Consider the following 24,250-nt stretch of genomic DNA (forward strand, 5'->3'; position numbering starts at 1 on the left):
AGGATGATTTATACTGCCATTGATGTAGGCGCATCAAGCGGGAGAATCATGGTAGGTGAACTGAATGAAGGGAAGCTTGACATACAAGAGATTCACAGGTTCGCTAACGGTTTCAGTCAAAGAGACGGGCATTGCTTATGGGATATTGATCATTTGCTAAAACAAATCCTGCAAGGACTGCAAAAAGTAAAGACGCTTGGGTATGAACACTGCACCGTAGGCATTGATACATGGGCAGTCGATTATGTCTTACTGGACGAAAAAGGCGATCGGTTGCGGGAAGCAATCTCCTACCGTGATAGAAGAACAGATCACACAATAGACAAACTGGAACATACCCTCTCAAAAGCCGCAATTTATCAAAAAACAGGAATACAATTTCAGCCTTTCAACACGATCTATCAATTGTTTGAAGAAGACCGTGAGCTGCTGAAAAAGACAGACAAAATTATGATGATTCCTGATTATTTAGGCTATTGTTTAACCGGAAAAGCTGTAACGGAAATCACAAACGTGTCCACAACACAGCTTTTAAACGTCTCAACGGGAAATCTTGATCCTGAATTGCTTGAAGCCGTGTCTGTTCTGGAACAGCAATTTGCGCCGCTCACTGAACCGGGGTGTGAACTCGGGAAGCTAAGAAATGAGTGGTTCCCGGATTATGATCTCCCGGCGTGCAAGGTGATGACAGTCGCAACACATGATACGGCCTCGGCCGTCATTGCGGCGCCAGGCGTAAATGATGGCTGGGCGTATATCAGCAGCGGAACATGGTCGTTAATCGGGGTTGAAAACAAAACACCGATAATAACTGATCTTGCTTTAGAAAACAACTATACAAATGAACGCGGCGCAAACAACACCATTCGCTTTCTCAAAAACATTATCGGCATGTGGGTGATACAAGAAGTCAAACAGCAGCTACAAGCAGATTATTCTTTTCAGCAGCTTGCAGAAGAAGCCAAAAAAACAGAACCATTCCAGCAATTTATAAACTTAAATGATAAACGTTTCCTGAATCCAGAAAACATGATAAAGGAAATACAACATTATTGCAGACAAACCCGCCAAAAGATTCCCCGTACTGCAGGCGAACTTGCCTGCTGCATCTACAGCAATTTAGCCATCATCTATGCGATAGCCATCAAAGAGCTCGAAACAATCACAGAAAAACCGATCGAGCAATTTCATATCATCGGCGGCGGAGCCCGGAATGATTTCTTAAATCAATTAACGGCAGACATGAGTGGAAAAGCGGTATATGCAGGGCCGATAGAGGCAACTGCCACCGGAAATCTTTTGATGCAAATGATTGCTGCCAAAGAAGTCAAAGACATAAAAGAAGCCCGGCAAGTCGTCAGAAATTCCTTTCCGATCAAAGTGTTTACACCTAAAGACATTGATAGAAGCACGATCATTCAGTCATTTCAGCAAACTGTTTTGAAAGCGCTATCTAAATGATGAAGAGGTGAAAAGGTTTGAAAAGAAAAGCCAGTATCATGTTTGTCCATCAAGACAAGTACGAAGAATACAAACAGCGGCATGATGACATTTGGCCTGAGATGGCAGAAGCACTCAAAGCTCATGGAGCACACCATTATTCCATTTTTCTAGACGAGGAAACAGGCAGGCTTTTTGCATATTTAGAAATAGAGGATGAAGAGAAATGGAGAAAGATGGCGGACACGGAAGTTTGCCAAAGATGGTGGAAATCGATGGCGCCATTAATGAAAACAAATTCGGATTTCAGTCCTGTTGCGATAGATCTAAAGGAAGTTTTTTATTTGGATTGAAAAACTGATAAAGGGAGAGAGCCGTATGACCATAAAAGCCAATTATGACAGTGCAAAACAGGCATATGAAAAATGGGGAATTGATGTTGAAGAGGCGCTTCGGCAATTAGAGCAAGTGCCCATTTCGATCCACTGCTGGCAGGGTGACGACATTGAAGGCTTTGAAGTAAATAAGGGCGAGCTTTCAGGCGGAATTGACGTGACCGGCAATTATCCCGGAAAAGCGCAAACTCCTGAAGAATTAAGAAGAGATTTGGAGAAGGCTCTTTCTCTCATTCCTGGAAAGCACCGCGTAAACCTGCATGCGATATACGCAGAAACAAACAGGGAAGCGGTAGAACGTGACGAATTGAAGCCGCAGCATTTTGAAAACTGGGTGAAATGGGCAAAAAACCTTGGTCTCGGTTTAGATTTTAATCCAACCTTGTTTTCGCATGAGAAAGCGGCTGACGGACTCACCCTTTCACACCCTGATCCGGACATCAGAGAATTTTGGATCAGGCATTGCATCGCTTGCCGCCGTATCGGGGAATACTTCGGGAAAGAATTAGGAACACCTTGCTTGACGAATATTTGGATTCCCGACGGCTATAAGGATATCCCGAGTGATAGGCTGACACCGCGTAAAAGACTAAAAGAATCACTGGATCGGATCTTCTCAGAGGAGATCAGTGAACAACACAATCTTGATTCAATCGAGAGCAAGCTGTTCGGGCTTGGCTCCGAATCATATGTTGTCGGATCTCATGAATTTTATTTAGCTTATGCTTTGACGAATCATAAGCTTTGTTTACTTGATACAGGCCATTTCCATCCGACTGAGACGGTATCAAACAAGATCTCGTCCATGCTGCTTTACACAGACAAGCTTGCCTTGCACGTATCGCGGCCTGTTCGTTGGGATAGCGACCATGTAGTGGTTTTGGATGATGAATTGAGAGAAATCGCTCTTGAAATTGTACGAAATCATGCTCTTGAGAAGGTAGCCATCGGTCTGGATTTTTTCGATGCCAGCATTAACCGTGTAGCCGCCTGGACCATCGGAACGAGAAATATGATCAAAGCTTTATTGTATGCCCTGCTTCTCCCGAACGGATATTTAAAACAATTGCAGGAAGAGGGCCGCTATACAGAAAGGCTGGCCCTGATGGAGGAATTCAAAACATATCCTTTCGGAGCCATCTGGGATTCCTACTGTGAGCAAATGGGCGTTCCGGTAAAAGAGGCATGGCTTTATGACATCAAAGAATATGAGCAACAGGTGCTTTTAAAAAGGAAGGCATCTTCTCCGATTGTCTAATAAAAAATCCGCCGCGGCATTTGCACGCGGGCGGATTTTTTTAAGCTTGATCAGCAGGGTATACAATCCCCATTTGCTTTCTTGCTTCTTCCATAATTTTTGCGGTGGTCAAAGACCGTTCAAATGTATTTTCTTCAGATTCCAGCTTATTCTCTTTTATAAGCGTGACAAATTCTTCTGCTTCATAGAACATCGCCGGTTTAGGATCAGGGATCGCGATGTTTTCAAGGCGGCCGTCCCGGTAGCGGATTTCAACACGTTCAGGCCGGTGAATCGTATCGATTACAATCGTCCCGTCTTCACCCTGGATTTCAGCCGGGGCATAGGAAGTAGAGATTTTGGAATGCATCAGAACAGCTTCGAACCCGTCGTAAGACAGAATGACAGTTCCTTCTCCGTCCACTCCGGAGGATAAAGCATATCCGTTTGCTTTTACATCCTTCGGCGCGCCAAACAACACAACAGCCGGATAAATACAATAGACGCCAATATCCATTAATGACCCATTGGAAAGCTCAGGCTGAAACGCATTCAAAACAGTTCCGCTTCTGAACGCGTCATATCGTGAGGAATACTGGCAGTAGCTTGCGGTAAATCTGCGGACAGTGCCGATTTTATGCAGGTGTTTTTTCAGTTCTTTGAAATTCGGCAGGAAAGTGGTCTTCATTGCTTCCATGAGAACAACGCCGTTTGCCTTAGCCGCTGAGATCATCTCTTCTGTTTCTTTTGTATTCGAAGCAAACGGCTTCTCACAAAGCACATGCTTGCCATGGTTCATAAAGAGAACGGCTTGTTCCTTGTGAAGAGCGTTCGGGCTCGCTATGTATACGGCATCAAAGCAATCGCTCGCCGCCATTTCCTGAAGGTCTGAGAAGGCATGCGCAGCGTTGTGTTTAGCAGCAAACTCGCCAGCGCGTTCAGCCGATCTTGAATAAACAGCAGTCAGCTGAAAATCTTCGATATCCGCTGCTGACTCAAGAAAGCGGTCTGTAATCCAGTTGGTTCCTATTATTGCAAAACGTATCACTCGTATCGCTCCTTTTGCATGATATAGCTAAATTATAGCTTAAAAAGAACAAAATCACATGATAGATATAAATAGAATGTTAAAACCGTGAAAGCTTTTCCAGCAATTAACGGTTTTTATTTTTCATTATAGGGACGATAGTGTACAATTTAATTAAACTATGTATGACGGAGGAACGATAGTGGAGACGTTGCAAACATGGAGCGGCAGATTCAAGCGATTCTTCTTGGATAATAAGTTTGTTTTATTTTTGCTTGTGCTGCTGCTGATTGGTTTAAATATTCTAGTATTTACAAAAACATCATTTATTTTCACCCCGATTATTGTTCTGCTCAAAACGATATCACTTCCGATTATTTTGACAGGCATTGTTTTTTATCTGTTAAACCCAGTCGTCGATTTTCTGGAGAGAAGAAGAATAAGAAGAATCTATTCTATATTGCTGCTATACCTATTGGTTATCGGGCTGATCACGATCACGATCGTGTCGATCATTCCCTTCTTAAAAGAACAAATTATGAGTTTGATTGACAATATCCCGAGATATGTGGACGTCGTAGAAAATCAGACGAAACAGCTGATTGGCAGCAACTTCGTCAATCAGGCCCAGCAAACGATGAACATTAATATATCTGATCTTGCTACAAAGGTTTCGGATCAGGCAGCGACGATCGTGAACAGCACCTTTACCGGTGTTGGGAATTTTATCGGCGCACTGACTGAGATTATCATTTCGATCGTCACGGTTCCGTTTATTCTATTTTATTTGCTAAAAGACGGAAGAAAATTACCGGTCTACATACTGAAGTTTGTGCCGACTCGATTGAAAGAACAGACATATACAGTCTTAAGCGAAATGAATCATCGGTTAAGCTCTTATATCAGAGGCCAGATCATTGTCAGCTTCTGTATCGGGTTTTTGCTGTTTATCGGTTATTTGATTATCGGGCTGGATTATGCTTCATTGCTTGCAGTCATTGCGGCTTGCACAAGCATCGTTCCATATTTAGGGCCAACGATTGCCATTACGCCTGCGATTATCATTGCCATAGTGACATCGCCGCTCATGCTGCTTAAGCTGGTGATCGTTTGGACGATTGTTCAGCTGATTGAAGGGAAGCTGATCTCTCCGCAAATTATGGGAAAAAACCTTCACATCCATCCGATTACGATTATTTTTCTGCTGTTAACAGCCGGCAAGCTGTTTGGCGTTGTTGGAATCATTCTTGCGATTCCCGGCTATGCGGTTGCCAAAGTCATTACGACACATTTATTTGACTGGTTTAAAATGCAGTCACATTTATACGATGAAGAAAAAAATGAAAATACGCCGGGGCATAAAGTGTGATTTTCGTTTATAGTTATATAAGACGGGCTTTCCATTTATGGGAAGCTCCCGTTATGTAAAAAAATAAATGTCTAATGGGGAGAATCAAAATCATGACTCTATGGGAATTGTTTGTAGCCGCCATTTTAGGAATCGTAGAAGGATTAACAGAGTACGCGCCGGTTTCTTCGACAGGACATATGATCATAGTAGACGACATCTGGCTAAAATCAAGTAATCTGATGTCAGAAGAAGCTGCTAACTCATTCAAGGTGGTTATTCAGCTAGGCTCCATTTTAGCAGTAGCTATCGTGTTTAAAGACCGAATTTTAAATTTACTGGGCTTGAAAAAAAATATTACAAGCGACCAGGAGCAGGGACATAAATTAAGCATTGCCCAAATTGCCGTCGGACTCGTGCCTGCAGCTGTTCTCGGCTTTTTGTTTGAAGATTACATTGATGAATATTTATTTTCCGTTAAAACTGTGGCCATCGGTTTAATTGCCGGGGCAATCCTCATGCTTTTTGCTGACTGGGTCAATAAACGGAAAACAGCGACAGACACACTCGACCGCATTTCCTATAAACAGGCGATAGCCGTCGGCTTATTCCAATGTCTTTCCCTTTGGCCTGGTTTCTCGCGTTCGGGTTCAACCATTTCCGGCGGTGTTATTCTCGGATTAAACCACCGAGCTGCAGCCGACTTTACGTTTATTATGGCGATGCCGATCATGATGGGAGCCAGCTTTCTAAGCCTCGTGAAGCATTGGGACAGCTTAAGTTCGGATCTGATGCCGTTTTTCATCGTCGGCTTTATCTGTGCCTTTGTGGTCGCACTGTTTGTCGTCCGTTTCTTCTTAAGGCTGATTAACAAAATCAAACTTGTCCCATTTGCAATCTATCGAATTATTCTCGGTGTGATTTTACTTTTGATCATGATGTAAGTCGAAAAATAAGGCTCTTTTCCGAGCCTTATTTTTTCTGTCAATTCAAGAGGAAACAGCTTGTTTTTCAAAATAAAATCATCTATAATAAACATGACGTTACATACGGGGCCATAGCTCAGCTGGGAGAGCGCTACGCTGGCAGCGTAGAGGTCAGGGGTTCGAGCCCCCTTGGCTCCATACCTTTAAACCCTTATTCTATAAGGGTTTTTTTGTTTTGAGGAAAAGGTTTCATTCTCTGAATCCTCCAGTTGAGCGAAGTCAAAGTGAGCAGTTTATCTGTCAATCATGAATTTTCCAATACCTCCTTTTGTTCCTCAAAGACCGTCATGTCTTCCAAAGGAGGGGAGTAGACATGAAGAGACACCATTCGTTCGGATGTGGGATTGGACATTTTGTGAATTAAACCTTTGGTTGAAATAAGGCATTCTCCTTCGTGGACAAAGTATGAATTGGAGAGTTCTGCGTGTTCGCCGGTTGAGCGATAAATAGAATTAAGAAGCTTTCCTTCTAACACCATTGCACAACCAATGGATTGACCATGATCGTGTACTGTTGTCTCCTTGTTTGGCGGAATGTTAATCACGATAATTTCCAATTCATTATTTCGATAGATGGCATTTCGGCCGTAAGCGTACTGGTCTGGTTCCTTAATATACGGTTGACTTAATTTTGCTGCGTTTGGAATTTTTTTTAAAGACGTTGCTAAATCTTTAACCGATGGATTTTTCAAGCCGCTAAAAATGTCTTGGATACACTCATACAGTTCCATTCGTTTTTGCCTCCCGGAATATTTAGAATTTCCTTACATTGGTATTTCATAGGTTAATTCATGGTATTTACCCATATACAATTTAGAGGCGGCAAACGCCCAGTGAACACAAAAAAATGTGGGGGCAAAATGTTGTCTTATCACCAACTTATTCGAGTTTATTAGTGGGAATAGTGGATTGAAAGGATTAAAACGGCCTGCTTTAATTCGCTTGAGGGAACGAGCAGGGATTCATAAGTGCAGTTCTAGACACAATATCGGGGAAAAGCTTTCAAGCTTTCTATGTTGTGCTTGAAATTTACTCCATTGACAAAACACAATCGATTTGAAATAATATTTGATTATATGCTCATTCATTCACATAATTATAATAAAATAATATCATTTCCCCTGAAAGGGAGAATATTAGAATGAAAGCTAATGGTATGCAAAATCTATTAGCTTCTTTTGTTTTCAAAAAATGATGTGTTTCGCATGTATTCATATAGGAAGGAATGACAACATGAAGACAAAACACTATTGGGTGATTTCTTTGCTCGCCGTCTTAGCGGTCGGGCCGGGATTGATGTCTAACACGGCATTGTCGTCAGTTCAAGGCCTTGTTCAGAAAGCGGTTGGAACAAGTGTCTTCACATTAGTAAACCCGATATTGATCGGCAATATGGCCTTTGCCTTGTTAGTTCCGGCAGGACCGCTGCTGAGGAAAAAATTCGGTGCGCGTCCCGTCTATCTGGCTTCATTACCTGTCTTTATACTAGGCTCACTGCTCATCGCATGTTCAGGCGATATTGCATGGATGGCGGCAGGGCGCTTTTTACAGGGGGCGGCAACAGGCGTCATGCTGATGATTATGATTCCAATGCTTGTACTGTCATTCCCGATTGAACGCAGGAACTATGCACTGCTTGTGCTGATCGGGGGATTCTATGGTTCTGTTATCATCGGTACAATCCTGGGAACCATTGCAACAAGCTGCGGGCATTGGAGATGGCTGTTTATCATCTTTGGCACCTTGTCCCTGATCGGTGTCGCGGTGAGCTATTTCTTTCTTCATGATGAGCATCACGGAGCGGCGGATCAAGAACAGCCGCTTGATCGTGCGGGAATTCTTTTATCTGTCTTCCTTGCCGCAGCCTCAGCGGTTTCATTCATTTTTCTGCAAAAATGGGGGCTGTCATCGGGTTATGTATGGATTGGTTTCGGGGTGACGTTATGTTTGCTCATTGGTCTATTGATTGTGGAATATAAAGTGAAAAACCCCTTCATATCTATTAAACTGATGCTGCTGCCAAAACCGGTGCTTGGCTTATTGATCATAGCTGCAGGGACGATAACGGTAGCTGTCAGCCTGTCTGCTTTTCAAGGCTTGCTCCGTCAAATGTATGATATTTCTCAGGAGCATCTCATTTTTTTAAACTTGACTCTTTTAATCGGAGTGGCGATCGCGGCCATTTTAAGCGCTCTGTTATATGATAAAGTCGGACCAGGGATGCTCGGTATTATCGGCGGACTCATTCTCGTTTTTGTGAATTTTCAATGGCTGCATATACAGGATCGATCATCTCTTTATATGTTCGCGGCACTGTTTATCATGCTTGCAGCGGGAACAGGCCTGACAGTCGCCGCAGGGCTGATGGGAGCTGCCATGGGAGGCCCGCTGCCTGATTTGGTCAAGAGAATGACAGCTGTTCAGTTTTTAAGATTGTTTGTCTATATGGGAGTTCCCATTCTCATCGGCTTTTTCACGAAAAAAGATGCTGCCAGACAAAGCGGTTCGGAACAGGATTCTATGATGACTGCTTATCATGATCTCTTCTTCATTTCTTTTATCCTTAGCGTGCTGCTCGTCTGCCTGTCATTTTGTATGAATGCCACTGGAATGGGGCACAAGCTGGCACATAAACCACATGATAAAGCGAAAACAGCTCCGGAAAAACCGGCCGTTTCAGCAGAAGGTTTGTCGAAGGCAACTGTCAAATCATATAAAGTAATAAATGATACGGAATATCGTAATGCACTCAGAAATTTACAAAAATAGAAACATGGTAAAAACCTTTTCATTGAGCGAAAAGGTTTTTATTTTGCAATCTTTTCCCAACTTTATCCCTAAAGAATTGAAAAATATTAGAAGTGCAAGTAAAATTCTAAAAGGTAGATTCTTTTACATTCGTAATCTTTTAATTCGAAGGAAGGTTTTCATGGCCCGTAAAAAACTTAAAAAACGTAAACTCTTGATTTCACTATTTTTCCTTGTATCGATTCCGCTAGCTCTGTTTGTTTTAGCGACAACTTTATCAAAACCGATTGAAATATCCAAAGAAACTGAAGAAATCGATGAACAGCAAGTATTTATAGACAGTCTGTCCGGACATGCCCAAATTTTGTATGAAAAATACCATGTTCTCCCCAGCATCACAATTGCTCAGGCCATTCTCGAATCGGACTGGGGGAACAGTGAACTGGCTGCTAAGGCCAACAACCTTTTTGGCGTAAAAGGGAATTATAAAGGCCATCATGTCACGATGGAAACGGACGAAGTTGAAAAAGGGAAAAGAAAAACCATTCGCGCGAAGTTTCGAAAATACAGCACGTTTTTTGAATCTATGGATGATCACGCCCAATTGTTCGTTCGTGGCACATCGTGGAATAAAAAGAAGTATAAACCGGTGCTTGAGGCAGGGAATTATAAGGAAGCGGCAACCGCCCTGCAAACATCAGGATATGCTACAGACCCTGACTACGCTGACAAAATCAGCGCTATTGTGGAAAAATACGATTTAGATGAGTACGATGAGGTAAATCCATCCCTCAAATCTGTGGATTTAAACGCCTCTATTAAAGACAGTGCCGTTCAAGACGTATGGTCCAAGCCCTCTACTGATGATCGGTCCATAAGGCTTACCTCTGCCCAATCTTACGTCGGCAAAGACATAAAGGTTGTGTCTAAAAAACAGAAAGGCCAGTCTGTATGGTACCAATTCCAAATCAATGATAAACTTATCGGCTGGATTGATGATTCAGCTGTTGAAATAAAGGAGGCAACCTAAGCCCTTTTTACTGGTATTTTTAATTCTTTGTTCCATTACGGGGAATTTGAGGTATAATATTCCACGGAAGTTATCACTTTTTAACTATGCTTTCGGGAGGGAACAAAGGTGCAGAAATATAGACGCAGAAACACGGTTGCCTTTACAGTATTAGCTTATTTTACTTTTTTTGCGGGAGTATTTTTGTTTAGTATCGGACTCTATAATGCTGATAACCTGGAACTCAATGAAAAAGGTTATTACATCGCTGTTATGATACTTGTAGCAGTTGGTGCGATTCTTACACAAAAAGTAACCCGTGATAACGCGGAGGATAATGAAATCATCGCGGAACAGGAAAAAAGACAAAATCAATCTCATATCGAATCATAAAAAAATCCGGCGACTGCACGCCGGATTTTTTTGATATCACCCTGTAAACACTTCGCCATCAGGGTAACGGATATTTGATTGCTCTGTTTTTGCGAATGAAAACACGAACGTTAAAGGACCAATTCTTCCGATAAACATGATGACAATAATGATACACTTGCCAGCTGTTGTCAGTTCAGGAGTAAGCCCCATCGTAAGGCCGACAGTTCCGAATGCGGAAAAGGTTTCAAACACAATTTGAAGAAATGGCGCTTGTTCTGTGATCGTCAGGGCGAAAATCCCTAAAAACACGATGAACAAACTGGTGACGCTCACAGCTAAAGCTTTAATGATAATCGGATATTTGATGGAACGGCGGAAAATAACCGTTTCTTTTTTACCTCTCAAGTAAGCAATAACAGATGTTAAAATCACGATGAACGTAGTCAGCTTAATGCCGCTCGCCGTTGATGCGCTTCCTGCTCCGATAAACATCAATAATAAAGTAAATACAATTGTTCCTTCTCTCATGCTTCCAAAATCTAGAGAATTGAAGCCTGCGGTTCTCGGCGTCACTGCCTGAAAATAGGACGCCCACAGTTTATCGACTATATGCAGGTGGCCGAGCGTGCCGGGGTTGCTGTATTCTAAAATAAAGACCGTAAGCATAGCAATCGCATTCAACATCAGCGTTCCTGTAAGCATGAGCTTTGTATGTAAAGAAAAAGCTTTAAAACGCCGATTTTTCATCACATCAAACAGAACCGTAAATCCGATCCCTCCTGTAATAAATAAGAAAGTAATCACGAGGTTCACTGTAGGATCGCCAACGTAGCTCATCAAATTATCAGGCCACAGCGAAAACCCGGCATTGTTAAAAGCAGATATTGCGTGAAACAAACTTGCAAACAAGCCGGATGACCAGCCGTACTGAGGTACAAGCCGGATGGATAAAATGAGTGCTGCTATCAATTCAATACTGATCGAAAACAGAAACAGGACTTTGACAAGGCCAATGACACCGCCGATTGTCGGCTGGTTTAAGGCTTCCTGGACGAGCATTCGTTCTTTTAAGCCGATTTTTTTTCCTAATATCATGACGATCAAGACCGCAAATGTCATAAATCCAAGCCCGCCAATCTGAATCAGCCCCATAATAACTGTTTGCCCGAATACCGTAAATTGAGTACCGGTATCGACAACAGCAAGCCCTGTAACAGTTGTAGCGGAAGCCGCAGTAAAAAGAGCATCTATCCATGACAATGGCTTCGTAGTGGAAATCGGAAGCATTAATAGGACAGCCCCGATGATAATGGTAAGGAAAAAACCAATGGCAAGCACTTGAGGCGGTGTAAACCGAACCCATTTGATCACTTTATCCTTTTGAAGTGTCACCTTTGTCTACATCCCTTCGTTTTCAAAACGTTTAATATCCTTTTTGTGGCCCATGATCACCAGGCAATCTTGCTCGTGAATGATGTCTTCAGGCGCGGGGGAAAGACAGATATCTCCATGATGTTTGATGGCCAGGATCGTGCAGCCGTACTTTGCTCTTACATTCAGGTCAATAATCGATTTTGAATCAAGCTTGCGCGTAGCCAACAGCTCGACAATACTGTATTCATCAGATAGATCAATGTAATTCAAAACATTTTCGTCTGAAAGGCTTTGTGCGATTTTAACTCCCATATCTTTTTCAGGATGAATAATCCGGTCAGCGCCGATTTTTTCAAGCACCTTGTGATGATAATAGTTTTGAGCCTTCACCCAAATATTTGGAATATCAAGCTCCTTTAATAATAGGGTGGTCAGCGTACTCGCTTGAATATTTGCTCCGATGGCAACAATCACATATTCAAAATTGCGTATTCCTAATGAAAGCAATTCGTTTTCTTCGGTGGCGTTGGCAATTACCGCATGAGTGGCGTAAGAAGCATATGCATTGACCTTTTCTTCGTTGATATCAACCGCAAGGACCTCATGCCCCATTCTATGAAGTTCTTTACAAATGCTGCCGCCAAACCGGCCCAGCCCGATCACGGCAAATTGCTTATTTTTAATTCTTCCCAATGTTCATATCTCCCTTAGTGAATTAACGTTTTTGAAGCAAAAAAGACCATTGCAAAGAATGGCCGATAATAGACCTCCTCTCTGTATACGCCTACGAGGTTAGCTGTCGGATTAGGGATTCAGAGTACCCCCTCTCACTTAGTAAGATTCACCCCAAGGCTGTTAAAAAAACAGCCAATCGTTGGTTCCCCCGTTCGTGTTTGATTAAGCGGTAAAAGAGACTGTATGAAATTGAACACTCAAGAATTTACTCCTGTTTCTAGTGTTTGTCAATTTAAATTTTAAACCAGAAAAAAGATAACGGGAATTAGAGAAAAAGGGGAGGGTAAAACGCAAAAAAGACCGGCGTTAACCGGTCTTTTACATTAGTTGCAACCGCAAGGCTGAGTCGGAGGAGTGCTGCGCTTAGCCACGTCAATGCTGGCTTCTGCGTAAAATTTATTTCCAATGCTTAATGATTTATTCTCTGCACGGAAAGTATATGTACCTGCGGCAGGAAGTGTTTTGTTATTCAGTTTTAATTTAAATTCGCCAGCTCCTAACAAATCAAGTGCCAAAGGAACTCTTACTGTTTTCCCGTTATTGAGGATCTGTGTTGTACGCAAGGCATTTCCGTTCAATGTATCTTTCGTGTTTGCAGTAAATCCGCTTGGCAATGTAAACTCCATAACGCCAAGGCTGAGAAGCGTGTTTGGACGGTAAGTCAATTCGATATCTGAGAAAGACCATTCCGTTTTGCTGGCGCCAGTGATTGTTGCGAACAATGAAGCTGTAGACTGTGTTCTCATAGTAGATTCAGTATGAGCTTTAGTTGATGTAGATTCAGCCGCGAAAGAAGCTGTAGGTGCAGAAACGAGTAATCCGAGACTTAATGCACTAATTGCCAAAGAAGATAATAATTTGCGTTTCATAACAAAATTCCCCCTAAAAAATGATAAATTAAACAGGCCTGCCCGCTTTTCACCTCCTCTGAAGGCCAAATACAAATTTTACCTACATAAAATTACCATCAAATATTTTGGAAGTAAATGGGGTGTTTTTCCCGTATTTTTCAAATTTGTAGTAGTTACATCAAAAAAACGCCTGGTTTCCCAGGCGTTTTCTGCTTTACTTTGTTTCGACCGGTATAAATTTAAAAATTTCTCCGGTCTGCACCGATTCAGCAAGCCGTTTCAGCCAGTCATAGTAAGCTTTAGAGCTTTCCAGCTGATCATATAACTGCAGTGCTTCATTTTTGATATCCTCATCGAGATCTTCCTTGCATAAAACCTTTTGTAAATCAGCTTGAGCTTCCTCGATCGCTGTTACATTCACTTGAACCTCCCGCTCCCATTTAGGTGGAAAGAAATTTGTGAAAAATTTAAAGAAATCCTTCTCAGCCACAAATGTATGCTTGCGGATGCCCCGGTGAAATGTTTTTTTCACTACATTTAAGTCTTGAAGCTTTTTGACGCCAGTGCTCATGCTTGGTTTGCTCATTTGCAACTCCTCACGCATTTCGTCAAGCGTCATCTCATCCCTCATATACATCGTCCCATATAAAATCCCGACACTGCGGGTAATTCCGTAAAGATCCATCGTTTCAGCAATGGAGTCAATAACAAGATCCCGAGCCTGTTCTATAGCTGCAAATTCTGGATTTTCATCCATACTGACCCTCTTTTCCTTTAGAAAATTAAATTCGTTAAGTTATTTCTTTATGTTCTTTATCTTAACGAAACATGAGGAAAAGTCAAAAAGAAAAATCAAAATGGGACTTTGACAGTTTAAAAACCATATGTTAGATTAAGGTTGTTAAAAACATTAAATTTTTATTTAACAAACTTTATTTACGTCAAGGAGGCTTATATGAGTCAAACATTATTCATTGACGGAGAATGGATCAGTGCCGAAAAAGAACAGATCCGCAGTATTATCAACCCATTTAATCAAGAAGAAATTGCAACTGTAAGCGAGGGAGGGCGAGAGGACGCCATCAAAGCAATCGCAGCCGCACGCAGAGCATTTGACAAAGGAGAATGGTCTTCGCTATCCGGGCTTGAACGCGGAAAAATTGTTCTGAAAATTGCGGAATTAATCAGACGCGATCTTGAGGAGCTGGCTGAGCTTGAATCTCTTGATACAGGAAAAACACTCGAAGAAAGCAAGGCCGATATGGACGATATCGCCAATGTTTTTCAATATTACGCCGGCTTGGCAGACAAAGATGGCGGAGAGATCATTTCATCTCCAATTCCTGATTCAGAAAGCAAAATTATTAGGGAGCCAATCGGGGTTTGCGGCCAGATCACTCCATGGAATTATCCGCTCCTTCAAGCGAGCTGGAAAATCGCACCCGCACTTGCCGCAGGTAATACGATTGTTATGAAACCGAGTGAGATCACGCCGCTGACGACAATTAAGGTCTTTAAGCTGATGGAAGAAGCCGGTGTTCCAAAAGGTGTCGCAAATCTTGTTCTTGGACCGGGAGCCACAGTGGGCGACGAGCTTGCCGTAAACAAAGACGTCGATTTGATTTCATTTACGGGCGGAATTGAAACAGGCAAAAAAATCATGCGGGCGGCAAGCGGAAACGTCAAAAAAATCGCCCTTGAACTTGGCGGGAAAAACCCAAATATTGTTTTCAAGGACGCGGATTTAGAAGTTGCGGTTGATCAGGCCTTAAACGCTGTATTTTTCCACGCCGGCCAAGTATGCTCTGCAGGTTCCCGCTTGCTTGTTGAGGATGCCATTCATGATCAATTTTTGGCGGAGCTGGTCAAACGGGCAAAACGCATAAAACTCGGAAACGGTTTTCATGCTGAGACAGAAAGCGGTCCGCTTATTTCGGCTGAGCACAGGGCAAAGGTAGAAAAATATGTAGAGATCGGAATAGAGGAAGGCGCGAAGCTGGAGACAGGAGGCAAACGCCCGGAAGATCCTGAGCTTCAAAACGGCTTTTTCTATGAACCTACTATTTTCTCAAACTGTAATTCTGACATGAGAATCGTTCAGGAAGAGGTTTTCGGTCCTGTATTGACAGTCGAAACCTTCAGCTCTGAAGAAGAGGTAATCGAGCTTGCGAATGATACCATCTATGGCTTGGCTGGAGCGGTATGGTCAAAAGACATTGAAAAGTGCGAACGGGTAGCAGCCCGCTTGAGAATGGGAACCGTTTGGATCAACGATTTTCATCCGTACTTTGCACAAGCGCCATGGGGCGGATATAAGCAATCCGGGTTCGGACGCGAGCTTGGAAAAATAGGCCTTGAAGAATACACAGAAGTCAAACATGTATACCGCAATACAAAACCGGCAGCGGTTAACTGGTTTAATTCATAAGAGGGGGAGATTGATGATGACATTAAATATGAAGGTAGAAAGCATGCAGAAATTCCACACATTTGAAATTCCGACTGTGATTAAGCATGGAATCGGAGCCATCAAGCATACGGGTGAGGAAGTAGCTGCACTGGGCGTTTCAAAAGCGCTCCTTGTCACAGACCCAGGGATTTATAAAGCCGGTGTTGCTGATCCTGTAATCGAATCACTTAAAGAAGCAGGCATTGAAGTGGTGCTCTTTAATAAAGTTGAGCCAAACCCGCCTGTCCGTCTGGTGAATGAAGGATCTGAGCTTTACAAAAAAGAGAACTGTAATGGTTTGGTGGCAGTCGGAGGCGGAAGCTCCATGGATACAGCTAAAGCAATCGGAGTAGAAGCGACTCACGAAGGAAGCGTGCTTGATTATGAAGCGGCAGATGGGAAAAAACCGCTGGAAAACCGCATTCCTCCGCTGACGACAATTCCCACTACAGCTGGAACAGGATCAGAAGTAACTCAATGGGCGGTTATCACAGATGAAGAAAGAGAATTCAAATTCAACACGGGCGGTCCGCTGATTGCAGCGCACTTGACCATCATTGATCCTGAGCTTCATGTTTCAATGCCTCCGCATGTAACAGCTATGACGGGAATTGATGCGCTCGCCCATGCCATTGAGTGCTATACAATGAAATTTGCACAGCCAATCACGGATGCGGTTGCCCTAATGGCGATTGAGTATGCCGCTCATTACATTAAGAGGGCATTTGCTGACGGAGAGGATCTGGAAGCAAGGTACGGAATGGCGCAGGCAGCGATGCTTGCCGGTCTTTCTTACGGAAGTGAATCAGCGGGCGCGGCTCATGCGATGAGCCAAACGCTTGGCGGTATTATCCCAGTCGCTCACGGCCAATGTGTAGCGGCGATGATGGGCCCTGTCATGGAATACAACTGGAAGGGCTATCCTGAGAAGTTTGCGCGTATTGCGAAAGCGTTCGGTATTGATACAAGCAAGATGACAACAGAAGAAGCTGCGAAAGCATCTGTCAATTGGATGTATGATCTGGTCGAAGATTTAGAAGTGCCGACTTTAGAAGAGCAGGGAGTATCACCTGATATGATCGAACGCTTGTCTAAAGAAGCAATGAAAGATCCGCAAACCTTCGGAAACCCTAGAGATTTAAATGAAAAAGCATACAACTGGATCTACAAGCGCTGCTTTAACCTTACGCCTAAAACGGTATAATCAAAATCCCGCTCCTTTACAGAGCGGGATTTTTTGGGATAATGAAGCATAGGCGGAAATTTTAGATAAGAAGGAAGGTGCCAGCTGATGTGGAAGCGTATGACTGCAAAAGCGGAAGGCTTATATATCGCAAATACAGAAAGCTTCGTAACAAAGCAAATGGACAAGCTTGATTTTGATTATGGCGGCATCCCCGGCGACTTGCATTTTGGCCTGACCAAAAAAGCGGGAGCCAGAGAACCAATGTTTTCAAGAGGGACTGAAATTTTCAACCGCAGACAAATTTCAATTGTTTCAATAGAGGAATGCAACGAAATCGCTTTAAAAATGGGAGTGCCGAGGATTTTGCCGGAATGGCTCGGGGCGAATGTGGCAGTCAGCGGTATGCCAGATCTTACTTCATTAAAAGAAGGAAGCCGGATTATTTTTCCGAGCGGAGCGGCTCTGCTGTGTGAGGGCGAAAATGATCCGTGTATCCAGCCGGGAGAAGTCATTCAGTCTTATTATCCGGACCAACCGAAGCTGGCGCCGGCTTTCGTCCGCCACGCACTGGGCGTTAGAGGGATTGTCTGTATTGTGGAGAGACCTGGTGCTGTTTACACAGGTGATGAAATAGAAGTTCATTCCTATCAGCGAAAAGTCAAACGAAAAGCAGAAAGGGTCTGATTAAATCAGGCCCTTTCTATCTTTTCTTTAATTTCTTTCATTTGGCTGAGGTGCCGTTTTTCATGATGGCCGATAAAATCGATCCACTGTCTGACAGTCAGCTCTTGAAACACAGGATGCGGAAGCACTCTTTCAAAATCTTCTTCTTTCAGAGAGGCAATCGCAGCAGTCAGCTGCTCTCTTACCACATCAAGCTCACGTTTCATTTGGCTGCCTGAAATAAAATCATGCGCAGGCTCAAGATGACTCGGGGCTTTCCGTTTATTATTTCTGTCCTGTGCTACCTCAAGCGGTTTTTCTTCAATTTCTTTAATCGGAGCGTCCTGTACACGTTCCTTCAACATTTTTTGTGCGGTCATATCGATTTTTTTCAAATGGTCAAGAACTTCCCGTATGCTCCATTCTTCAGCAGAAGGCTTTTGGTTCAGCTTTTCGTCAGAAAGTCCTTTCAATTCGTTCCACGTTTCTAATCTGGCTTCATTAAAGATACTCATCATATCTCCTCCTAAAATGACATTACCATATATATAAGCAATTATCATTTATAAAGCACTTCAAATGAGTTACTTGTCTTAAAATTTTGAAACTTTTCCCGGGGTGTCTCGTATTAATGGTAACGGCAGCCGTTCATCAATGCATTGATGAAGAAAGGATGAGGAAATTGGAGTTATTTGGAGTACCTATACAAACAATTTATCTTTATACGCTTATTATTGCGGGCAGCCTTACGCTGTTATTCCTGTTTTTCGGAGATGTATTTGCAGGGCTGCCAGAAGGCATTCCGTTTCTTAATCCGACATTAGTGCTCTCATTTTTCACATGTTTTTCAGCGGGCGGATATATAGGTGAACTCGTATTGCCTCTGTCAAGCTTGCTGATTGCGCTTTTATCTTGCATCCTTTCGATCATGCTGGTGGTATTGCTTCACATCTTTGTACTGGTGCCATTATCATCTGCAGAAGAATCATTGGCATATAGAGAAGATGATCTCAGAGGAAGACTCGGTAAAGTGATTACAGCTGTGCCGGTTGACGGGTTTGGTGAAGTGGTCATAGAAGGGATAGGCGGGACCATTTCAAAATCAGCGGTCAGTTTTGATAATCAGCAGATCAGTTACGGGACAACGGTGTTAGTCGTAGATATTAACAACGGAGTTCTTTCGGTTACTCCGCATGAACCCATTTAACATAAAAGGAGGAATTTGATATGACAATGCCGATTATAATGATCATCGGAGTTGTATTCTTTTTATTAATTGCACTAATAGCTGTGTTTATTACGAAGTATCGTACAGCAGGGCCTGATGAAGCGTTAATTGTAACAGGGAGCTATCTGGGCAATAAAAATGTTCATGTCGATGAAGGCGGCAACCGTATTAAAATCGTCCGCGGCGGAGGAACCTTTGTCCTTCCCGTCTTCCAGCAGGCAGAGCCGCTAAGCTTATTATCAAGCAAACTCGATGTTTCGACACCTGAAGTCTATACAGAACAAGGAGTGCCAGTAATGGCCGATGGAACTGCGATTATTAAAATCGGCGGTTCTATAGGAGAAATCGCTACAGCGGCCGAACAATTTTTAGGGAAATCAAAAGACGACCGTGAGCAGGAAGCGCGGGAGGTTTTAGAAGGCCACCTTCGTTCCATTCTCGGCTCAATGACAGTAGAAGAAATCTATAAAAACAGAGAAAAATTCTCTCAAGAGGTGCAGCGTGTCGCTTCACAGGATCTCGCGAAAATGGGGCTTGTAATCGTCTCGTTTACCATTAAAGATGTTCGTGATAAAAACGGTTATCTTGAATCATTAGGGAAACCGAGAATTGCCCAAGTAAAACGCGATGCTGATATCGCAACAGCAGAGGCTGATAAAGAAACCCGAATTAAGCGGGCAGAAGCCGATAAAGACGCAAAAAAATCAGAACTTGAACGGGCGACGGAAATCGCTGAAGCTGAAAAAATCAATCAGCTCAAGATGGCTGAATTCCGCAGAGAACAAGATACGGCAAAAGCGAATGCCGATCAGGCATATGATTTAGAGACTGCCAGAGCGCGCCAGCAAGTCACAGAGCAGGAAATGCAGGTTAAAATTATCGAACGCCAAAAACAAATAGAGCTAGAAGAAAAAGAAATTCTTCGCCGTGAACGTCAATACGACTCAGAGGTAAAGAAAAAAGCCGATGCAGACCGTTATTCTGTTGAGCAGTCCGCAGCAGCTGAGAAAGCCAAACAGCTCGCGGAAGCCGATGCCAAGAAGTACAGTATTGAAGCAATGGCAAAGGCTGAGGCGGAAAAAGTAAGAATTGACGGGCTAGCAAAAGCAGAAGCAGAAAAAGCGAAAGGAGAGACAGAGGCAGAGGTTATCCGCCTGAAAGGTCTTGCAGAAGCGGAAGCAAAAGAGAAAATTGCGGCTGCCTTTGAACAGTACGGGCAGGCGGCGATTTTCGATATGATTGTCAAAATGCTTCCGGAATACGCGAAACAAGCAGCGGCACCTCTTTCAAATATTGATAAAATCACCGTTGTCGATACAGGAGGAAGCGGTGAATCAAGCGGAGCAAACAAAGTAACCAGCTATGCGACGAACTTAATGTCAAGTCTGCAAGAAAGTTTAAAAGCATCCTCGGGAATCGATGTAAAAGAAATGCTTGAGAACTTTTCAGGAAAAGGAAACGTAAAACAAAGCATCAATGAATTAACAAATGAAATCAAAGAAGCCAAAACGGTCCAAAAATCAGAGTAAGGAAAGGACAGAACCGTATGGTAACTGTACGTGAAGCGAAGTTAGAGGATATAAAGGGTATTGCAAAAGTGCATGTAGACAGCTGGAGGACAACATACCACGAAACTATCCCGATTGATTATTTAAACAGCCTGAACTATAAGGAATTTGAAGACAAATGGAAAAGTCGCTCGTTAAAGGGGGTATTTGTTGCTCAGGACGAAATGGGTTCAGTATTCGGCTTTGCTTCATTTGGACCTATTCGCTCTGAACAAGAAGGCTATGACGGCGAGTTATACGCTATTTATCTTCTGGAAGAGCGCCAGCGGCAAGGTGCAGGCAGGGCGCTCTTAGCAAAAGGAGCGGAGTTTTTGCTTCAACATGGTTTTTCAAGTATGTTTGTTTGGGTTATTGAGCAGAATCCCTCGATTATATTTTATCAGGCCTATTCACCTGAAAGAGTAGCGGAGGACAACTTTGAAATTGCCGGAGTAAGGCTGAAAGAAGTAGGTCTTGGCTGGCCGGATCTTTCAGCTTTAAAAACGCTTCTTAACAGATAACGAAAAATCCCCCAGCGGAATTCGCTGGGGGATTTTTACTTTTACGCTTTGTCACTTTTAAGCAAACGGGGTGCTGTCATAAATAATAAACATAGGACAATTGCACAAATAATGAATGAAGGTACCATGTAAGTCGCATTATAAGTTAAAGAATAAATCCATACCGGTGTTCCTTTTGGAGCAAAGCTGCCGAAAAACACAGCTCCTGAAATGACATGCGCGGCATAGCGCAGCAAACTGCCGATAAAAACTGCGCTTACCACTGAAACAATCAATTTCCCTTTTGTTTTTGATACAGCGGCTTTACGGACTGAAGAAGCGAAACAGCCGCTTATGCCGATTGCTGCGAAAGCGACAATGTAATCTAACAATAGCTGTACAGGATGTTGAGCAAACAAGTTTCCGATTGCTATTTGTACTAGACCTGTCAACAAACCTGTAGTAAGACCTGCTTTGACACCCCAGCGAAACGAAATTAAAAAGATCGGAATCATCATGATGGAGACCGAGCCTCCTTGAGGCATGCTAAGAAACATTCCTGAGACAATGTCTAAAATAACGGCTGCCGCTGTCATAATGGCAATTTCAATAAGGCGAACCAGTTGCTTAGATTGATTCATATCTATCTCCTTCCATTGACAGACAACCAAAAGGACAACAAAAAAGCAGCACGCGGAAGGATGAGAAAAGTTCCACGCACTGCTTTACGATCTGCAATTCATTTGACTTTGCCACATCCCTACGCCAGCGTTAACTAACAGGTTCAAAGGGTCAGAACGAAACCGCTCACTCTCAGCTTTAATGCTCCCCTTGTGGTCATCAGTATTTAGTTCGTTTCTACTATACAAGAAAACGAAAAAAACAACAAGATCACATGACTGATGTATATGTTCTTTTAAGAAAGTTATATGATACACACGCTTTAGAAATCATGGCGAGGATTATAGTTTATTTGTTTTATAGATTTTTTTAAAAAAACTATTGCAATAAATAAATACAGGTGTTATATTATTAAACGTCGCTGATGCACAGCGGACACAAACTAGATGCTTCAAAACAACTTGAAAAAGTTATTGACAAAAAAGAAGCTGAATGTTATATTAGTAAAGCTGCTTCATTGAGAAGTAACGAAATGATCTTTGAAAACTAAACAAGACAAAACGTACCTGTTAATTCATTTTTATAAATCGCACAGCGATGTGCGTAGTCAGTCAAACTAGGGCCTGCACGACGCAGGTCACACAGGTGTCGCCGCGGATGCGGTGAACTTAACCTGTGATCCATTTATCGGAGAGTTTGATCCTGGCTCAGGACGAACGCTGGCGGCGTGCCTAATACATGCAAGTCGAGCGGACAGATGGGAGCTTGCTCCCTGATGTTAGCGGCGGACGGGTGAGTAACACGTGGGTAACCTGCCTGTAAGACTGGGATAACTCCGGGAAACCGGGGCTAATACCGGATGGTTGTTTGAACCGCATGGTTCAAACATAAAAGGTGGCTTCGGCTACCACTTACAGATGGACCCGCGGCGCATTAGCTAGTTGGTGAGGTAACGGCTCACCAAGGCAACGATGCGTAGCCGACCTGAGAGGGTGATCGGCCACACTGGGACTGAGACACGGCCCAGACTCCTACGGGAGGCAGCAGTAGGGAATCTTCCGCAATGGACGAAAGTCTGACGGAGCAACGCCGCGTGAGTGATGAAGGTTTTCGGATCGTAAAGCTCTGTTGTTAGGGAAGAACAAGTACCGTTCGAATAGGGCGGTACCTTGACGGTACCTAACCAGAAAGCCACGGCTAACTACGTGCCAGCAGCCGCGGTAATACGTAGGTGGCAAGCGTTGTCCGGAATTATTGGGCGTAAAGGGCTCGCAGGCGGTTTCTTAAGTCTGATGTGAAAGCCCCCGGCTCAACCGGGGAGGGTCATTGGAAACTGGGGAACTTGAGTGCAGAAGAGGAGAGTGGAATTCCACGTGTAGCGGTGAAATGCGTAGAGATGTGGAGGAACACCAGTGGCGAAGGCGACTCTCTGGTCTGTAACTGACGCTGAGGAGCGAAAGCGTGGGGAGCGAACAGGATTAGATACCCTGGTAGTCCACGCCGTAAACGATGAGTGCTAAGTGTTAGGGGGTTTCCGCCCCTTAGTGCTGCAGCTAACGCATTAAGCACTCCGCCTGGGGAGTACGGTCGCAAGACTGAAACTCAAAGGAATTGACGGGGGCCCGCACAAGCGGTGGAGCATGTGGTTTAATTCGAAGCAACGCGAAGAACCTTACCAGGTCTTGACATCCTCTGACAATCCTAGAGATAGGACGTCCCCTTCGGGGGCAGAGTGACAGGTGGTGCATGGTTGTCGTCAGCTCGTGTCGTGAGATGTTGGGTTAAGTCCCGCAACGAGCGCAACCCTTGATCTTAGTTGCCAGCATTCAGTTGGGCACTCTAAGGTGACTGCCGGTGACAAACCGGAGGAAGGTGGGGATGACGTCAAATCATCATGCCCCTTATGACCTGGGCTACACACGTGCTACAATGGACAGAACAAAGGGTAGCGAAACCGCGAGGTTAAGCCAATCCCACAAATCTGTTCTCAGTTCGGATCGCAGTCTGCAACTCGACTGCGTGAAGCTGGAATCGCTAGTAATCGCGGATCAGCATGCCGCGGTGAATACGTTCCCGGGCCTTGTACACACCGCCCGTCACACCACGAGAGTTTGTAACACCCGAAGTCGGTGAGGTAACCTTTTAGGAGCCAGCCGCCGAAGGTGGGACAGATGATTGGGGTGAAGTCGTAACAAGGTAGCCGTATCGGAAGGTGCGGCTGGATCACCTCCTTTCTAAGGATATTATACGGAATATAAGACCTTGGGTCTTATAAACAGAACGTTCCCTGTCTTGTTTAGTTTTGAAGGATCATTCCTTCGAAACGTGTTCTTTGAAAACTAGATAACAGTAGACATCACATTCAATTAGTAACACAAGATATCACATAGTGATTCTTTTTAACGGTTAAGTTAGAAAGGGCGCACGGTGGATGCCTTGGCACTAGGAGCCGATGAAGGACGGGACGAACACCGATATGCTTCGGGGAGCTGTAAGCAAGCTTTGATCCGGAGATTTCCGAATGGGGAAACC

22 protein-coding genes, 1 tRNA gene, 2 rRNA genes and 2 riboswitches (1 of these 27 running past the window's edge) are annotated in these 24,250 nt (G+C 43.6%); of the genes, 17 read left to right on the forward strand and 8 right to left on the reverse strand.

Translation table 11 applies throughout. The features are described from left to right. The first annotated feature begins 3 nt into the window (after nucleotides 1-3). Genes rhaB through rhaA form a run of 3 tightly spaced genes read left to right on the forward strand, consistent with a single transcriptional unit; the run spans nucleotide 4 to nucleotide 3,093 of the window. Nucleotides 4-1,461 (forward strand): rhamnulokinase, encoded by a 1,458-nt coding sequence (gene rhaB, locus BGM23_RS06165; protein ID WP_003243094.1) that lies wholly within the window; start codon nucleotides 4-6, stop codon nucleotides 1,459-1,461. Nucleotides 1,462-1,478: 17 nt separating this feature from the next. After that, nucleotides 1,479-1,793 carry an L-rhamnose mutarotase gene (rhaM, locus tag BGM23_RS06170; RefSeq protein ID WP_003243762.1) on the forward strand — a complete coding sequence of 105 codons (315 nt, stop codon included), beginning with the start codon at nucleotides 1,479-1,481 and terminating at the stop codon, nucleotides 1,791-1,793. Nucleotides 1,794-1,818: 25 nt separating this feature from the next. Beyond that, entirely contained in the window at nucleotides 1,819-3,093 is a 1,275-nt protein-coding gene (gene rhaA / locus BGM23_RS06175; RefSeq protein ID WP_003244294.1) for an L-rhamnose isomerase, read from the forward strand. A gap of 40 nt (nucleotides 3,094-3,133) precedes the next feature. Here the strand turns inward: rhaA and iolU are convergent, their stop codons facing one another. Continuing rightward, nucleotides 3,134-4,120: a scyllo-inositol 2-dehydrogenase gene (gene iolU / locus BGM23_RS06180; RefSeq protein WP_003228926.1), complete on the reverse strand. Its 987-nt coding sequence runs from the start codon at nucleotides 4,118-4,120 to the stop codon at nucleotides 3,134-3,136. 181 nt (nucleotides 4,121-4,301) lie between these two features. Between iolU and BGM23_RS06185 the strand changes: the two genes are divergently transcribed. The 3 genes from BGM23_RS06185 (at nucleotide 4,302) to BGM23_RS06195 (ending at nucleotide 6,571) form a co-directional block, all read left to right on the forward strand. Next, nucleotides 4,302-5,468, forward strand: a complete 1,167-nt coding sequence (locus BGM23_RS06185) for an AI-2E family transporter (protein WP_003244365.1) — start codon at nucleotides 4,302-4,304, stop codon at nucleotides 5,466-5,468. Between the two features lie 92 nt (nucleotides 5,469-5,560). Next, nucleotides 5,561-6,391, forward strand: a complete 831-nt coding sequence (locus BGM23_RS06190; protein WP_003243397.1) for an undecaprenyl-diphosphate phosphatase — start codon at nucleotides 5,561-5,563, stop codon at nucleotides 6,389-6,391. Between the two features lie 107 nt (nucleotides 6,392-6,498). Beyond that, a tRNA-Ala gene (locus BGM23_RS06195) sits at nucleotides 6,499-6,571 on the forward strand. A gap of 106 nt (nucleotides 6,572-6,677) precedes the next feature. Here the strand turns inward: BGM23_RS06195 and cdoA are convergent. Further along, nucleotides 6,678-7,163 (reverse strand): cysteine dioxygenase, encoded by a 486-nt coding sequence (cdoA, locus tag BGM23_RS06200; protein ID WP_029726532.1) that lies wholly within the window; start codon nucleotides 7,161-7,163, stop codon nucleotides 6,678-6,680. Nucleotides 7,164-7,665: 502 nt separating this feature from the next. On the opposite strand from cdoA, the gene BGM23_RS06205 reads away from it, so the two are divergent. The 3 genes from BGM23_RS06205 (at nucleotide 7,666) to BGM23_RS06215 (ending at nucleotide 10,582) form a co-directional block, all read left to right on the forward strand. Next, nucleotides 7,666-9,201, forward strand: a complete 1,536-nt coding sequence (locus BGM23_RS06205) for an MFS transporter (RefSeq protein WP_029726531.1) — start codon at nucleotides 7,666-7,668, stop codon at nucleotides 9,199-9,201. A 160-nt stretch (nucleotides 9,202-9,361) separates the two neighbouring features. Further along, nucleotides 9,362-10,210, forward strand: coding sequence for an exo-glucosaminidase LytG (gene lytG / locus BGM23_RS06210; RefSeq protein WP_003228938.1), 849 nt, complete (start codon nucleotides 9,362-9,364; stop codon nucleotides 10,208-10,210). A 108-nt stretch (nucleotides 10,211-10,318) separates the two neighbouring features. After that, nucleotides 10,319-10,582, forward strand: coding sequence for a YiaA/YiaB family inner membrane protein (locus BGM23_RS06215; protein WP_003222348.1), 264 nt, complete (start codon nucleotides 10,319-10,321; stop codon nucleotides 10,580-10,582). 36 nt (nucleotides 10,583-10,618) lie between these two features. Here the strand turns inward: BGM23_RS06215 and ktrB are convergent, their stop codons facing one another. The 4 genes from ktrB to gbsR all read right to left on the reverse strand — a co-directional run bounded on the left by ktrB (nucleotide 10,619) and on the right by gbsR (nucleotide 14,281). Further along, nucleotides 10,619-11,956, reverse strand: a complete 1,338-nt coding sequence (ktrB, locus tag BGM23_RS06220) for a Ktr system potassium transporter KtrB (RefSeq protein WP_003228940.1) — start codon at nucleotides 11,954-11,956, stop codon at nucleotides 10,619-10,621. A gap of 6 nt (nucleotides 11,957-11,962) precedes the next feature. Beyond that, the gene (ktrA, locus tag BGM23_RS06225; protein WP_003228942.1) at nucleotides 11,963-12,631 is read right to left on the reverse strand and encodes a potassium uptake protein KtrA; all 669 of its coding nucleotides are present in this window, start codon (nucleotides 12,629-12,631) and stop codon (nucleotides 11,963-11,965) included. Between the two features lie 72 nt (nucleotides 12,632-12,703). Continuing rightward, nucleotides 12,704-12,852, reverse strand: a riboswitch (cyclic di-AMP (ydaO/yuaA leader). A 144-nt stretch (nucleotides 12,853-12,996) separates the two neighbouring features. Next, complete coding sequence (gene bslA, locus BGM23_RS06230; protein ID WP_003243556.1) at nucleotides 12,997-13,542, reverse strand: biofilm surface layer hydrophobin BslA; 546 nt, start codon at nucleotides 13,540-13,542, stop codon at nucleotides 12,997-12,999. A 196-nt stretch (nucleotides 13,543-13,738) separates the two neighbouring features. Further along, nucleotides 13,739-14,281 (reverse strand): transcriptional regulator GbsR, encoded by a 543-nt coding sequence (gene gbsR, locus BGM23_RS06235; protein WP_003244320.1) that lies wholly within the window; start codon nucleotides 14,279-14,281, stop codon nucleotides 13,739-13,741. A gap of 198 nt (nucleotides 14,282-14,479) precedes the next feature. On the opposite strand from gbsR, the gene betB reads away from it, so the two are divergent. The 3 genes from betB to BGM23_RS06250 all read left to right on the forward strand — a co-directional run bounded on the left by betB (nucleotide 14,480) and on the right by BGM23_RS06250 (nucleotide 17,843). After that, complete coding sequence (betB, locus tag BGM23_RS06240) at nucleotides 14,480-15,952, forward strand: betaine-aldehyde dehydrogenase (RefSeq protein WP_003243430.1); 1,473 nt, start codon at nucleotides 14,480-14,482, stop codon at nucleotides 15,950-15,952. Nucleotides 15,953-15,968: 16 nt separating this feature from the next. Beyond that, nucleotides 15,969-17,177, forward strand: coding sequence for a choline dehydrogenase (gene gbsB, locus BGM23_RS06245; RefSeq protein WP_003243227.1), 1,209 nt, complete (start codon nucleotides 15,969-15,971; stop codon nucleotides 17,175-17,177). 87 nt (nucleotides 17,178-17,264) lie between these two features. Next, entirely contained in the window at nucleotides 17,265-17,843 is a 579-nt protein-coding gene (locus BGM23_RS06250) for an MOSC domain-containing protein (RefSeq protein ID WP_015714595.1), read from the forward strand. Nucleotides 17,844-17,848: 5 nt separating this feature from the next. On the opposite strand, the gene BGM23_RS06255 is transcribed toward BGM23_RS06250, so the two are convergent. Continuing rightward, nucleotides 17,849-18,337, reverse strand: a complete 489-nt coding sequence (locus BGM23_RS06255) for a DinB family protein (RefSeq protein ID WP_015714594.1) — start codon at nucleotides 18,335-18,337, stop codon at nucleotides 17,849-17,851. 167 nt (nucleotides 18,338-18,504) lie between these two features. Here BGM23_RS06255 and BGM23_RS06260 point away from each other — a divergent pair, with 167 nt between their 5' ends. The 3 genes from BGM23_RS06260 to BGM23_RS06270 are packed head-to-tail and all read left to right on the forward strand — an operon-like array spanning nucleotide 18,505 to nucleotide 21,118. Continuing rightward, a complete protein-coding gene (locus tag BGM23_RS06260) occupies nucleotides 18,505-19,029 on the forward strand; it encodes an NfeD family membrane protein (RefSeq protein WP_015251368.1) in 525 nt (174 codons plus the stop codon). Between the two features lie 20 nt (nucleotides 19,030-19,049). Continuing rightward, nucleotides 19,050-20,579: a flotillin lipid rafts scaffold protein FloT gene (floT, locus tag BGM23_RS06265; RefSeq protein ID WP_014477772.1), complete on the forward strand. Its 1,530-nt coding sequence runs from the start codon at nucleotides 19,050-19,052 to the stop codon at nucleotides 20,577-20,579. Nucleotides 20,580-20,596: 17 nt separating this feature from the next. Further along, nucleotides 20,597-21,118 carry a GNAT family N-acetyltransferase gene (locus tag BGM23_RS06270; RefSeq protein ID WP_015714591.1) on the forward strand — a complete coding sequence of 174 codons (522 nt, stop codon included), beginning with the start codon at nucleotides 20,597-20,599 and terminating at the stop codon, nucleotides 21,116-21,118. 41 nt (nucleotides 21,119-21,159) lie between these two features. On the opposite strand, the gene thiT is transcribed toward BGM23_RS06270, so the two are convergent. Next, entirely contained in the window at nucleotides 21,160-21,738 is a 579-nt protein-coding gene (thiT, locus tag BGM23_RS06275; RefSeq protein ID WP_003228966.1) for an energy-coupled thiamine transporter ThiT, read from the reverse strand. Nucleotides 21,739-21,837: 99 nt separating this feature from the next. Further along, a riboswitch (TPP riboswitch) is annotated at nucleotides 21,838-21,939 on the reverse strand. Nucleotides 21,940-22,402: 463 nt separating this feature from the next. On the opposite strand from thiT, the gene BGM23_RS06285 reads away from it, so the two are divergent. Then, nucleotides 22,403-23,952: ribosomal RNA gene (locus BGM23_RS06285) — 16S ribosomal RNA — on the forward strand. Between the two features lie 170 nt (nucleotides 23,953-24,122). Beyond that, nucleotides 24,123-24,250 (forward strand): 23S ribosomal RNA (locus BGM23_RS06290); it runs 2,800 nt beyond the window's last position. The 16S and 23S rRNA genes sit together here, the layout of an rRNA operon.

It is taken from the genome of Bacillus sp. FJAT-14266, from assembly GCF_001719225.1.
Lineage (GTDB): Bacteria > Bacillota > Bacilli > Bacillales > Bacillaceae > Bacillus > Bacillus subtilis.

What these genes read in the sequence shown, in the direction of transcription:
- rhaB (WP_003243094.1), top strand. Translation starts at nt 4, where the DNA reads ATGATTTATACTGCCATTGATGTAGGCGCATCAAGCGGGAGAATCATG.
- rhaA (WP_003244294.1), top strand. Translation starts at nt 1,819, where the DNA reads ATGACCATAAAAGCCAATTATGACAGTGCAAAACAGGCATATGAAAAA.
- BGM23_RS06190 (WP_003243397.1), top strand. Translation starts at nt 5,561, where the DNA reads ATGACTCTATGGGAATTGTTTGTAGCCGCCATTTTAGGAATCGTAGAA.
- cdoA (WP_029726532.1), bottom strand. Translation starts at nt 7,163, where the DNA reads ATGGAACTGTATGAGTGTATCCAAGACATTTTTAGCGGCTTGAAAAAT.
- BGM23_RS06205 (WP_029726531.1), top strand. Translation starts at nt 7,666, where the DNA reads ATGAAGACAAAACACTATTGGGTGATTTCTTTGCTCGCCGTCTTAGCG.
- lytG (WP_003228938.1), top strand. Translation starts at nt 9,362, where the DNA reads ATGGCCCGTAAAAAACTTAAAAAACGTAAACTCTTGATTTCACTATTT.
- bslA (WP_003243556.1), bottom strand. Translation starts at nt 13,542, where the DNA reads ATGAAACGCAAATTATTATCTTCTTTGGCAATTAGTGCATTAAGTCTC.
- gbsR (WP_003244320.1), bottom strand. Translation starts at nt 14,281, where the DNA reads ATGGATGAAAATCCAGAATTTGCAGCTATAGAACAGGCTCGGGATCTT.
- betB (WP_003243430.1), top strand. Translation starts at nt 14,480, where the DNA reads ATGAGTCAAACATTATTCATTGACGGAGAATGGATCAGTGCCGAAAAA.
- gbsB (WP_003243227.1), top strand. Translation starts at nt 15,969, where the DNA reads ATGACATTAAATATGAAGGTAGAAAGCATGCAGAAATTCCACACATTT.
- BGM23_RS06250 (WP_015714595.1), top strand. Translation starts at nt 17,265, where the DNA reads ATGTGGAAGCGTATGACTGCAAAAGCGGAAGGCTTATATATCGCAAAT.
- BGM23_RS06255 (WP_015714594.1), bottom strand. Translation starts at nt 18,337, where the DNA reads ATGAGTATCTTTAATGAAGCCAGATTAGAAACGTGGAACGAATTGAAA.
- floT (WP_014477772.1), top strand. Translation starts at nt 19,050, where the DNA reads ATGACAATGCCGATTATAATGATCATCGGAGTTGTATTCTTTTTATTA.
- BGM23_RS06270 (WP_015714591.1), top strand. Translation starts at nt 20,597, where the DNA reads ATGGTAACTGTACGTGAAGCGAAGTTAGAGGATATAAAGGGTATTGCA.
- thiT (WP_003228966.1), bottom strand. Translation starts at nt 21,738, where the DNA reads ATGAATCAATCTAAGCAACTGGTTCGCCTTATTGAAATTGCCATTATG.